A 12,938-nucleotide genomic window follows, 5' to 3' on the forward strand; every position below is an offset into this window, starting at 1 on the left:
GGCAAAACCTGGATTCTATGCTCTGGAAGTTCTATTAGAGGTTGTTTAAAAAGTCCGCTTTTGATAAGAAGCCGATCGCAGTCATTCCAGGATGAATGACCGCGATTCTAAACCGGACTTTTTGAACACTTATCATTACCTACTGTGAAAGGAAGTTTACTCATCATGAATAGGAAACAATCCGAAATACTATATGAAGAAGCGCTTCAGCATATCGTAGGCGGCGTCAACAGCCCCTCCCGCTCTTTCAAAGCGGTTGGGGGCGGGGCGCCCGTCTTTATGAAAAAAGGCGAAGGCGCCTACTTCTGGGATGTTGATGGCAACCGGTATGTTGACTATCTGGCCGCATATGGCCCAATTATTACTGGACATGCCCATCCGCATATCACGAAAGCAATTACTGAAGCGGCGGCAAACGGTACGCTTTATGGTACGCCTACCGAGCTCGAAATTCAGCTTGCAGTAATGCTGAAAGAAGCCATCCCGTCGATGGATAAGGTCCGCTTCGTCAATTCCGGTACAGAAGCTGTTATGACAACAATCCGCGTAGCCCGCGCTTATACCGGCCGCAACAAGATCATCAAATTCGCCGGCTGCTATCATGGCCATTCCGACCTTGTGCTTGTTGCTGCAGGCTCCGGTCCCTCCACGCTTGGTATTCCAGACAGCGCTGGTATCCCGACAAGCATCGCCCATGAAGTTATTACCGTTCCATTCAACGATGCGACCGGGTTACAGGAAGCACTGGAGAAATGGAGCGACGACGTTGCGGCTGTCATGATTGAGCCCATCGTCGGCAACTTCGGGATGGTCATGCCGAAGCCTGGCTTCCTTGAGGATGTATGCAGGCTGGCACGCGAGCACGGCGCGCTCGTCATTTACGATGAGGTTATCACAGCCTTCCGCTTCCATTACGGCTCCGCCCAAACTTATGCGGGTCTGGACAACCACGAGGCGATCAAGCCGGATCTGACTGCTCTAGGCAAGATTATCGGCGGGGGCCTGCCGATCGGCGCTTATGGCGGCAGCAAAGAGATCATGGAGAAGGTTGCTCCGCTTGGCCCGGCTTATCAAGCCGGAACGATGGCCGGCAACCCGGCTTCTATCTCCGCCGGCATCGCTTGTCTAGAAGTGCTGCAGGATCCTAATGGATATGAGGAAATGAACCGCCTCACTGTGAAGTTGACTGATGGTCTTGCTGAGTCCGCCAAGCGTCATGGAGTACCATTAACCATCAACCGTATTCGCGGCTCCTTCTCGACGCATTTCTGTGACCATCCGGTAACAAACTATGATGAAGCCCAGGATACAGATGGCGAAGCATTTGCCGCCTTCTTCCGCGCTATGCTGAATCGCGGCGTGAATCTCGCTCCATCCAAATATGAAGCCTGGTTCCTGACGACGGCTCATACCGAAGCAGACATCGACTTCACACTTGAGGCAGCTGAAGCTTCCTTCAAGGAGATCGCCGGCAAATAAAAAATTACATCCATTTAAGCCCCCTGTGGCCCAGGTATTTTCCTTGGACTGCGGGGGGCTATTTTGTGGGGTAATAACTAAAGAAAAGTAATAGGAACAGCAAAATCTAATATATTGAGCTTCTTTTATTAAATTCTAGTGAATCCGAGGATGGAGTGATGACATTTTAACTTCTGTATCCAGAGTATCTCAATCGAAAATATCAAGATTACCGATTATAGTAATGTAGCCAATTCGTTGAAGAAGCAGCTCGTAGGTTCTACTTGTAATTTTCGGAAGTCCCGTTCTATCAAAAAGATCGGCGTCCCTGTGGACGCCCCTTGCCTCACGGCGGATTTGCAGCTCACTCTAACGAAACGTGGTATCGCTATTCAGGCCCAAATGAGCCTTGAAAAAATATAACGAAACAGGGTATCGCTATTTAGCAAAAATAACTGCTCATAGCCCAGAATTAGCCCAAATAACGATATGATGTTTCGTTAAATTTTATACACGCTTGTTTTTGAGCAAATAACGATATGACGTTTCGTTAGAAAATGACCGGGACCCTCGTCCATCTACTCACCAAACTTCCCCCCAGCGTCAAGACATCAGTCATTACAGCAAAATGAGGCGCCCAAATAAGGACGCCTCATTTACTGCACAGCTGTGTAACTATTAACTAATCTGATTATTTCGCTTCAATTTTATCAAAGTAATTCTCCTGCACGAATTGTGCAGCTACATCAAGCTGTTTCTTCGAATCCGTATCCTTCTTCGAGAATGATTCCTGGACTACATTGGACATCGTTGCATAATAGTCCTGTGTGCCGAATTGAGCTTCCGGTTTGCCTTCCAGCAAGGAGAACAGGTTTGGATCGTATTTATATACGTTGTCGTACTTGTCATAAATCGCTTGGATCTTGCCTGCATACTCGGAATCTTCCTTGAAGTACTCAAGTGGCGTAGGAACATAATACTTACCTTCTGCCTTGCGAGCATTAATCGTATCTTCAACCGCCTTCAAAGAGCCCTCTGAGAAATAATCAAAAGTAATATAGCGGAAAGCCATCTCTTGCTCATCCTTGGTTGCGTTCGGGTTAATAACCAGATAGTTGCCGCCTAAAATTCCGTAGTGCTTGCCGCCAGCTTCAGCAGCCGGCATCGGATAGACGAGCACATCCTCAGGCTTCATGCCACCTTCATTCAAAGCAGCTTGAACGACGTCAAATGCGCCCGCAATAACCATTCCTGTACGTCCTTGTTGGAACGAGCTTACGGCATCGCCCCAGCCGAGAGCCCAGTCCTGCGGAATTGCATTTGCTTCCCATCTCAGCTTCTTATAGAAATCGAGGGCTTTGATACCTGCATCGCTGTTAAATACAGCCGTTACTTTGCCATCTACATTATTCTCAATATCCCCGCCGGCCTCGAACAAGAAGTTCGTCCAGTTCCATCCGGCTTCGTTGCCTTTGCCCATTGGGGCAATGCCTGAGATCCCTTTTTTCGGATCAGCAACCTCTTTGGCTGTATTGTACATATCATCCCAGGTCCAGTCGAGGGCAGGAATGGAAACTCCTTTATCGTCCAGAATCTTTTTGTTCACTACAGTAGAGGTAATATAACCGTTTTGTGTTATACCAAATACCTTGCCATCCACGATGAACTGATTTTGTATAACAGGGTTAATCTCGTCTTTATACTCCCAACTGTTCCAAAGATCCGTAATATCAGCGACCCAGCCTCGTTCTACCAGGAAGTTCGCTTCTGTAGCCCAAGTGTTGTAGAAGGTTGGGGCTTCGTTGGAAGCCATTTTTACGCCGATTTCATTAATATCGTATTGCCAGTCATCCTTAATGATTGTGACATTCGGATACATCGCTTGGAAGCGGGCGATCTTGTCATCTTCTTGCGCACGAAGCGTCGTTTCATCCGGCAGCGGATAATGGATTTTCAGCGTCACTTTCCTCTGTGTAATGTCATCCTTCGGCTCATCCGTCGCTGTGTTAGTACCGCCGGTATTGCTTGGAGTATTTGCTCCTCCGTTATTAGCCTGATCGCTTGCATTGTTCTTTCCGCCGCACGCTGCGAGCAGTGAACCTAGCAGCATTAGGCACATCAGTACTGCTGAGAACTTGCGCATTGAAACTCCCCTTTTCCATAATTGTTGTCAACTGCTACATTTTTATATTAGAAGATTCCCGGTGTAAGGACGATGTGTATTCATATGGCGATCATGTGCAGCACTACGCTAAATGTAAACGCTATCTCCACTCTGCTTACCCTTTGACGGCGGTCAGGCTGACGCTGCGCACAATGAACTTCTGGAATCCCAAAAACACGAAGATCGGCGGAATCATAACCATGAACAGAATCGAGAACTTGATGCTGCTGTCCAAGCTCCGCGCATTAATGACGTATTTATATATTGCAGTAGCCAAGGTATATTTGTCCTCCGTATGCATAACGAGCGATGGCCAGAACCAATCGTTCCAGGCAGTGGAGAAAATGAAAATCGATAATGTGGCAAAGATCGGGACGGACAGCGGAATAGCTATTCGCAGATAGCTCGTCAGCTCCGAAGCACCGTCAATCCGCGCCGCTTCAAAGATTTCCGGGTGAATGCCATCAAAGAAATTCTTCATCAGCAGGAAGTAGTAAGCATTTGCTCCCGCAGGCAGCCAGAAAGCCCAATAAGAGTTGAGCAGTCCAAGCTGCTTCAGATTCACGAAGTTAGGAATCATATAGCTTGTTGCAGGTATGAACAAGGTAAGCAGGATAAAGAAATAGATAACCCGGCTATACGGAACGCGAATTCGCGATATACTAAATGCTGCCAGACCGAGTACCAGAATCGTCATCAACAGATTCCCGAGGAAAATAAACACCGTATTCTTCAGAAAAACCGGTAAAGCAATATAGTTCCAGGCTTTGGAGAAATTCTCCCAATGCCAGGTTGTCGGGAAGAACTTCGGTGGAAAGGTATTGATCTCAGGATTGCTCTTAAGTCCGTTAAACATCGTCATGAGGATGGGATATAGCATCGTAACAGCCATTATGGCAATACCCAGAACCATGATTCCATAGACGATCTTATTCACCGGCTTCTTCAAATCGGATGGTGACAGGATGCCTCTTTCCATATTAGTAATCCTCCCTGTTCATCTTGAATTGAATGACGCCAAGGATACCCAAGACGATAAACATCAGTACGCCCAGCGCTGTACCCGCTCCATAGTCCAACTGAGTAAATGCATATTTCACTGTAAAGAGCGCATAGGTCAACGTAGCCTTGTTCGGGCCGCCATCCAGCAAGGCCAATTGAGATTGGTAAGCCTGTGATGTACCGATGACCTGCAGGATGAGCATCAGAACAATCAAGCTGCGCATCGATGGAAGAGTAATATATTTAATCCGGCTCCACACTCCGGCACCGTCGATTTCCGCCGCTTCATACCAGTCCCGCGGGATACTCAGTACCCCGGCCAGATAGATCAGCATCGCCGAGCCGAACTGCTGCCACGTCTCCATGAAGACGATCGAGATCATCGAGAAACGCCCGTCGGATATGAACGAGATCGGCTCAACGCCGAACAAGCCAAGCAAGGCGTTAATCGGCCCAACCGGATCGTACATCCATCTCCACATGCCATAGAGCACCACGCCAGGAACGACGAAGGGCAAGTAGGCGGCTATGCGGGCAAAGCCCTGAAAGAACTTCAGCTCCGATATAGATATCGCCGCCACGATCGGCACCCAGAATCCGATGACTAACGTAAGGAACATAAAATACAATGTATTTTTAACGGAAAGCCATAAATCAGGGTTGTGGAATATTTTGGCATAGTTATCAAATCCGACAAAAGAGTTGCCCTTTACGAAATCGACGTTGTAGAAGCTATAGACGATCCCTTTAATAATTGGAACCCATAGAAAGACGATAAAAATGACGATAGCCGGAACGAGAAAAAGATACCCCCACATGTACTTTTTCCAGTTTGATGTTCTTCGTACTTTTTTGAGCTCTTTCTGAGGCCCCTTGACCATGTTTCCTGGTGAAACCACCGATTCCTCCATGAGTTTCCCTCATTTCTCTTTAGTGTCCAGCTTTCATTTTAGAAAATCATGGGGCTCCGGAACAGGTGTAATACTATGCGAAGTATAGCTGTTCTTACTTCTTCAGCTCACTGGGACTAAGACCGAAATACTTCTTGAAAATTTTACTGAAATGTTCGGGAGATTCGTAACCAACGCGCTCAGCAATTTCATAACGACGTAGATCCGTATTGAGCAACAGCGACTTGCTCTCTTCCATCCTCAGTTTGATCACATACTCCCACAGATTGTATCCGGTGTTCTTCTTGAACAGGAAGCTAAGATAATTAGGGCTGACATGATTCTTCTTCGCGACCTCGTGAATCGTCAAGCCTTTCTGTCGGTAATGATCTTCGATATATTGCTTGGCGCTGTCGACAATCCGGTTATTCTGTGTCGTTAGTTCCTCGGCCGTCGGGTCCTGGGCATAATTGCTCCAATTGAAGTCCCCGTAATAGAACACATGGTAATCCCCATGCTTCCCGCCCCACACAATCGCCTTATCCGCTTGACGATCCAGCACAGGCAGAAATTCAGCCCCTTTTAAAATCTGGCTAATTCCGATAATGGCCGGAATATTTAAGTACTTCTGCACATGATGATGCAAACTTCGTCCGATCATCTCCAGATGATTGATTTTATTTATATCCAGCTCTTCATACTCTGTCTCGTTCCACTGCAGCAGAATGCAGATATCTTGCTCATCGGAATAGCAGGTCAATACTTTCTCTTCTTTATGTAGCAGCTCCTCGGCCACGTTCCGCGCGGCATAGTGTAATAGACGGATGTCCCTCTCCGAATAGAAAGCCTCACCCTCTCGCGGAATATCAAGCTTCATTCTTATCACAGAGAAATAAGGCCCCAGCAAGCTTGACTCCGCCAAAATATCCTCAATATCCTCCTGCTGAGACACCGTTCCGTTCAACAAACGTTGCAGAAGCTCGTTCTTCTCCGGGCGAAATTCCTCCATTCGAAAATGATCCGTATCCGCAGATAAAAACTCATCGATTTGCACAACAGGCCGCTCCATTTTCAGCAGGGCATTGCGGACGGAATCCAGGAAATTTTCACTATTCAGCGGTTTGATCAAATAATCCTTGGCCCCGAGTCGCAGCGCCATCTGCGCATACTGAAACGTCTCGTGCGCAGAGATAATAATCGTCTGCACCCATGGCTTAACCATTTTGGCTTGCTGCATCAATTCGATCCCGCTCATCTCTCCCATCTGGATATCAGTCACAAGCAGATCGATCTCCTCCATACGAATATAATCGAGAGCTTCATGTCCGCTATAGGCAGTGTACACCGCCCCAATATCAATGCCGGAGCCGTTCAGAAGCCCAGCCAGCCCTTTGCAGATTAATGGTTCATCGTCAACGACCAGTATTTTGTACATTCTCTTCTCCCCCTGTGCTTTTTGAGTTCACTTTGGATCGCGAAGTTAATCAGGAAGCGTTATTGACATCGAATCTTGAATTCATCCGGGCCCAAGCGGATGCTTACGAAGTTATGTTCCCTGCTAAGGGAATATCTCAGGTGCTCACGTACAAACTACGTACACTCCGCTCCTCACGCCCTAGCTTCATTCAACTAAGCCTTTTGAAAAAAAACGTACTTCAGAAGCATAGACTCCGGTGCCGAATACCCCGAACTTTTTGAATATTAACGCCTCATGTTATGGCTGTTCTCGCACGGACTTTGGAAGCTTTAACATAACCCGGGTCCCGCCATCCTCACGCCTCGAATATTGAAGTCCATAATGGACTCCAAAATGCAATCTGATTCGCTGGTGGATATTGCGTATTCCATAGCCAAACGTCGGGTCCGGATTCTCTTCGTCAAGCAGTCGATTAATCAGCTCGCAATCTACCGGCTTGTACCCGTTATCTTCTATGAATATAAATAGATTTTCCTCATCCGAGGCAGCACGAATCACAATCTCGCCGTCCTCCCCCATATGCTTCACACCATGAATAATGGAATTTTCGATTAAAGGCTGCAGCGTGATTTTCGGAATGGAGATCGGCAGAAGCTCCTCGGGAATATCGATCAAGACCCGGAACTGATAATCATATCTATGCTGCTGTAATTTGATATAGGCAGAAGCATGCTCAAGTTCCTCCCCAAGCGTAATCAACTCCCGCCCCCGGCTAAGGCTGATCTTCATCAGCTTGGACAACTCTTTGATCATTTCGGCAGAGGCGGTATTCCCTTCCATTGTACTTTTCCAATAGATACTCTCCAGCGTATTGTAGAGCAAATGCGGATTAATCTGCTGATACAGAATCTGCAGCTGGGATTCCTTCTGCTTCAGATCCATCGTGTATTTATAATGAACCAGCGCATTTAACCGCCGCGCCATATCGTAAATGCTATGCATCAGTACGCTGATCTCGTCCTTTTTCTCCCTGCTTGGGGTCTCCGGAACGATATTCCCCGGTTCATAACGTCTGACGAAGTAAACCAGCTTCTGAATGGGCATCATCAGGGATCGCCAGAAATAGAGCATGAAGATCAGGCTTCCGGCAAAAAAGACGATCGAGATCAGCTGGATTACCTGCTTGATCTCCTTCTGCTGATGCAAAAGCGCTTGTACTGGAACTTTATAGACCAGCTTCTGCTGCAATACATGGTTATAATTAACGACGTAAATATAATCGCTGGTAATGACATCCTTCACGCCGCTGGTTATGCCCATATCCGCAACCTCCGGCGGAAGCTCCAGCACGTCCTCGTGTTCATTGCTCTGAGCGCTCAGAACGCGGTTGCTCCAATTTGTAAAATAAAGCTCTCCCTCCGGCAGCGATACGGTCTGCAGCGATTCCTGAACCCGAGCGTCCAGATTTGTAACCACCAAAACCCCAATCGTGCCATTTCTATAGATATTGTTGATTGCCCGGATATAAGCAAGCGTTCTTTGATCGCCTTGGCCCTTGGAAGGCGGCGACAAATGATCGATCAGCCGCAAATACCCTTTTCCTTTCTTGTCGACAGCCTCATCGAACCAGTCCGGCTTCTCGTCGTCCGAGAAAAAATAGACTCCCGATTTTTTCGGCCCTGGATAGAAGGGAGCAAAAAAGTAAGTGTTCTCCGGATCATACACATAGAGCGAGTAATAGACTGGCTCCCGCTCATCTGTCTCTTGCGAATACGTGGTCAGTAAATTTTCAAGTTTTTCGTAATTTTTCACCCTTTGCAGTATTGTTTCATCGGTAGAAAGCGGATTCAATTGCTGCAATAGAGAGTTTTGAAATACCGTTGAAGTCACCTTGTTCACTGCTTCAATGTCTCGATTAATCAGTCGGAAATTTTGCTTATTCAGCTCGATATAGGCGTTGGTAACATGACGCTTCAAGATTTGATCAGCCTTGTAATTACCGTAGGCATTCAAAATTAATAGTGGAATAATGATAATGAGGAATAACAGGAATAACTGCTGCTTTACATTCATTCGATTTAATGGATTATTTAGTCTATATTTCAATCGCCGTTCCCCCCTGGCACTTGAAGCGGTAGTCCAACAACCTCCACACCCCTTTCATCCAACTGAAACGTTATGAAAAACGCAGATCAGAAGCATGGGGTTCGGTGCTAAAACCAGTCTTCTTGTTGAACACACACTATAAGTGTAACAAGAATAAAAAATATCAATGGTGTGTATTTCTACGCACATCATAGTTTTTCCTACGATCGGCGGCTATGGAAAATTTCAGAAGCTATCCCTGAGCAAGCAACCACCTCCCCGTATTTCTGTAACGAAACTACGGATCGCTATTTCCTCAAAAACACTGCTAAATTAACTCTAACGAAACTACAGATCGTTATTTGAGATTAATTCGGGCTTTTTACAGTCCATTCCCTAAAATAGCGATACCTAGTTTCGTTACATTTTAAAACGGCACTTTTGGACCTAAATAACGATATCCAGTTTCGTTAGAGTGCGAGCGTTTCCAGATTGCATAAAAAAAGAAGCTATCCTCAAGTAGTAAAAACACTACTATCGGATAACCCCTTACTGGCTTCGTATAACGGTGGTCAACCCCATTTAATCTTCCGGCCATCCATGCTCTATATTCAAGCTCTATTCTATACTCCCGTTCAGGCTCTATGCACTATTCCCATCATACTTTATCCTCTATGCTCAAGCTCTGCACACTATACTCATCATACTTTATCCTCCATGTTCAAGCTCTGCACACTATACTTATGCTCCGTTCAAGCTCTATACTCATACTCTATCTCTATCTCTATGTCTAGCTCGCCAAATTTATCAATCAGCTCTACATTAACCCTACCATTACCCGCCATACATGACCTGAAATACACTGCACCTATCTGTCACTACCCAACCAGCTCATCCAGTCCCCGGATCACTCTGTCAGCCGCGAACAGCACCTCTGAGCTGCCGATGCCGACTACTCGACAGCCGGCGGCTTTGCCGGCTTCCACGCCTGCTGCCGCGTCCTCGAACACGACGCAGTCCGCTGGAGCGAGACCAAGCGCTTCGCTGGCTGCCAGGAACACCTCCGGGTCCGGCTTCGCCTTGGACACCTTCGTACCGTCGATCACCGCGTCGAACAGCTCCGCGATGCCCAGCCGATCAAGAATGAACGCCGCATTCTTGCTGGCTGAGCCAAGCGCAATCTTCACGCCCTGCTGGCGCAGCTGCTGCAGGTACTCCTTGGCGCCCGGCAAAATCTCGGCCGGCTCAAGCCGTGAAATATACTCGACGTATTCTTTATTTTTCTCCTCAGCCATTTTGAGTCGCTCCGCTTCGCCTGCCTCTACACCGCCAATCTCCAGCAGGATTTTCAGTGATTCCACCCGGCTTACTCCTTTGAGCCGTTCGTTACCCGCTGCTGTGAACTCAAATCCGAGCCGTTCAGCGAGCGAGCGCCAGGCCAAATAATGATATTTTGCAGTATCGACGATCACTCCGTCCAGATCAAAGATCGCCCCTCGCATCGTATCCAGCATTTTTCCTCTCCCTCTCTATCAAGTTAGTTATTAACGGCTTTCCCGCTTTCCGGAACGTTACTTCCAGCCTGCTACTGCAAGGAAACAGACAGAATCTGGCCCGGGGCCGCCATTACGTTCTCTAAACTAGCTGCAACCTCCGAATCGGCTATCTCTGTTTCCTTGCCTAGCCGTCGCTCAATTCGGAACTTGATCGAAACCTGATTCTCTTCCGCAGCCTCTACCTTCACTTGATCCGCTTCGATCGTAACGGTGAAGCTTGCCCCTCTCAGCCGCAGCGGGAAACTGACCGAGCTCCAGGCTTCAGGCAAGGATGGGGCAATTGAGACGGCTTCTCCGTCGAACCTCACCCCTGCAAAACCGAGCACCGCAGCCATCCACGCTCCCCCATTCGCGGCGGGATGAGTTCCTCCGATATACAAATCGCCGACATATTGCTTCGAGTCCCCGGTCAGATCAATGGTTGCTGTGCGTTTGAAATACGGGTATGCCCAATCCGATAATCCGATATCTGCGGCTACTAACGCATAAATACAGGAGCTTAAGCTTGAACCATGCTCTGTGCGGGGCTCATAATACTCCCAGTTGCTCCGCTTGATCGCTCTGCTGAACTTATCCTTCAACAGATGCAGCATCAGAACAACGTCGGCCTGCTTCAAAATTTGCGTCGTCGTCGCTAATCCATTGCCGCCGCCAAGATATTCATGCTTGTTCAGGACTCGAGATTTCAACTGCTCCAGCGTTACATCCTCAAGCGTGAAGTAGCGGTCGAACTGCTCGATCACTCCGCTGCCCTCGGCAGGCTGCGGGATATACAAACGATCGTGCATGTCGCGAAGCTGCTCCGGCTTGATTCGGCTGTCCCCGATAAGAGGCTCGGCCACGTCTGGGTATTTACTCTGTAAATAATCATGAACCTGCAAAGCAATATGCAGACAACGCTTAACCATCGCGTTTGTGAAGGCGTTGTTACTCACCCGCTCATGATACTCATCCGGTCCGGTCACATCCAGAATCTCGTAACGGGATTTAACAGAATTATAGTAAGCATAAGAGTAGAAGAAGCGGGCGCATTCCAGCACCGTCTCCGCCCCACCGTCCAGCAAAATGCGGTCATCTCCGGTGAAGATAAAGTACTGCCAGATGCCGTAAGCTACGTCCGCGCTGATGTGCACTTGCTTATCGCGGAAATAAGTCCGCATCGGACGTCCGGTGAACACATCATTGACATTGAACAGGGTGCAAGCATCATCCCCGTTCTCCTGGCTCTCCCAGGCGTAGAACGCTCCTTCATAGCCGTATTCCGCCGCCTTCCTGCGCGCACCATCCAGTGTATGAACCCGGTACATCATCAGATTGCGGGCGATGTCTGGCTGGGTATACAAGAAGAACGGAAGCATGAACATCTCCGTATCCCAAAAGATTGCGCCTTTGTAGACCTGTCCTGATAAGCCGCGCGCCGGGATCGACAGCTTCTCCGAATGTCCCGGAGCAATAATATGCAGCTGGTAAAGGCTGTAGCGAAGGGCAAGCTGAGCCTCGTCATCCCCTGCGATGCGAACATCAGACTCCTTCCATTTTTGCTCCCAGCAGTCTGTATGTCCGGCATATAGTGCCTCGTATCCGCACGATGCTGCTTCCTGGCTATCCTGGAATGCCGCTGCAATGGTATCCGTCGCTTCATCCAAACCGGTAAATACAGACACATACTTGTAGAAGGTATAGCGCTTGCCCGCTTCTGCCTGCAAGCGAATCTCTTTTCCGAGGAAGTCGTCGGTGTCTATGGTGCGCTGCTTCCCGAATCCGCACGCCAGGGAATGGCTAACCGAGACCGGAATGTTCAGTTCATGCGTCCAACCGGTACTAATCATTGTCTCTCCCTGCGTACCTGCCTGGATTGTTCCCTCCATCCGCTCCAGATGCGGACCATTGATATCCCATATCCGCCTGTCGATCCCTGTGGTGATGATTAACTCGCCATCCTGGCTGGCAGTTATCGTTACGCGATTGACGAGCAAGTGCAGGCGCTGCAAGCTGCAGAAGCGCTCCGACTCAACAGTAACGGTTCCGCCGCCCTTAGCCGGATATACCGTCCTGCGACGATGAACGCCGTGGCGTATATCCAGCTCCTGCTCATGTTCAAGCGGCTCACGCTCAAGCACGCTTAAGGTAACGCCGTCGCATATCACTGTGGTGGACAAGCCGTTTGGCGCGCTGATTGGCTCACGCCATTGATCGCCTACTTTATCGTATAATCCGGCCATAATAGTTGCCGTTAGCTCAGATCGTGTGAACTCATCCAACGTACCGCGATAACCCATATAGCCATTGCCGGTCATAAATTTATTGCCGCTGATGGCGATTCGTTCCTGATTAAAGCCGTTTTCTCGAATGACCCAGCTCATTCT

General features: G+C 48.3%; 8 protein-coding genes. 1 reads left to right on the forward strand and 7 read right to left on the reverse strand.

What is annotated here, in order from left to right; genetic code table 11:
- Positions 1–165: 165 nt before the first annotated feature.
- Positions 166–1,479, forward strand: coding sequence for a glutamate-1-semialdehyde 2,1-aminomutase (locus tag DMN77_RS18920; protein WP_068779730.1), 1,314 nt, complete (start codon positions 166–168; stop codon positions 1,477–1,479).
- Between the two features lie 670 nt (positions 1,480–2,149).
- On the opposite strand, the gene DMN77_RS18925 is transcribed toward DMN77_RS18920, so the two are convergent.
- The 7 genes from DMN77_RS18925 to DMN77_RS18955 all read right to left on the reverse strand — a co-directional run bounded on the left by DMN77_RS18925 (position 2,150) and on the right by DMN77_RS18955 (position 12,935).
- Positions 2,150–3,601, reverse strand: coding sequence for an ABC transporter substrate-binding protein (locus DMN77_RS18925; protein ID WP_179016016.1), 1,452 nt, complete (start codon positions 3,599–3,601; stop codon positions 2,150–2,152).
- Positions 3,602–3,737: 136 nt separating this feature from the next.
- The gene (locus DMN77_RS18930) at positions 3,738–4,601 is read right to left on the reverse strand and encodes a carbohydrate ABC transporter permease (RefSeq protein ID WP_068779728.1); all 864 of its coding nucleotides are present in this window, start codon (positions 4,599–4,601) and stop codon (positions 3,738–3,740) included.
- Position 4,602: 1 nt separating this feature from the next.
- Positions 4,603–5,535: a carbohydrate ABC transporter permease gene (locus DMN77_RS18935; protein ID WP_068779727.1), complete on the reverse strand. Its 933-nt coding sequence runs from the start codon at positions 5,533–5,535 to the stop codon at positions 4,603–4,605.
- 94 nt (positions 5,536–5,629) lie between these two features.
- Positions 5,630–6,949, reverse strand: coding sequence for a response regulator (locus DMN77_RS18940; protein WP_179016017.1), 1,320 nt, complete (start codon positions 6,947–6,949; stop codon positions 5,630–5,632).
- 279 nt (positions 6,950–7,228) lie between these two features.
- Positions 7,229–9,037: a sensor histidine kinase gene (locus DMN77_RS18945; protein WP_068779725.1), complete on the reverse strand. Its 1,809-nt coding sequence runs from the start codon at positions 9,035–9,037 to the stop codon at positions 7,229–7,231.
- Positions 9,038–9,894: 857 nt separating this feature from the next.
- Positions 9,895–10,530 carry a beta-phosphoglucomutase gene (pgmB, locus tag DMN77_RS18950; RefSeq protein WP_068779724.1) on the reverse strand — a complete coding sequence of 212 codons (636 nt, stop codon included), beginning with the start codon at positions 10,528–10,530 and terminating at the stop codon, positions 9,895–9,897.
- 71 nt (positions 10,531–10,601) lie between these two features.
- A complete protein-coding gene (locus DMN77_RS18955; protein ID WP_179016018.1) occupies positions 10,602–12,935 on the reverse strand; it encodes a glycoside hydrolase family 65 protein in 2,334 nt (777 codons plus the stop codon).
- Positions 12,936–12,938 lie beyond the last annotated feature (3 nt).

It is taken from the genome of Paenibacillus sp. 79R4, from assembly GCF_013393165.1.
Classification (GTDB): Bacteria; Bacillota; Bacilli; order Paenibacillales; family Paenibacillaceae; genus Fontibacillus.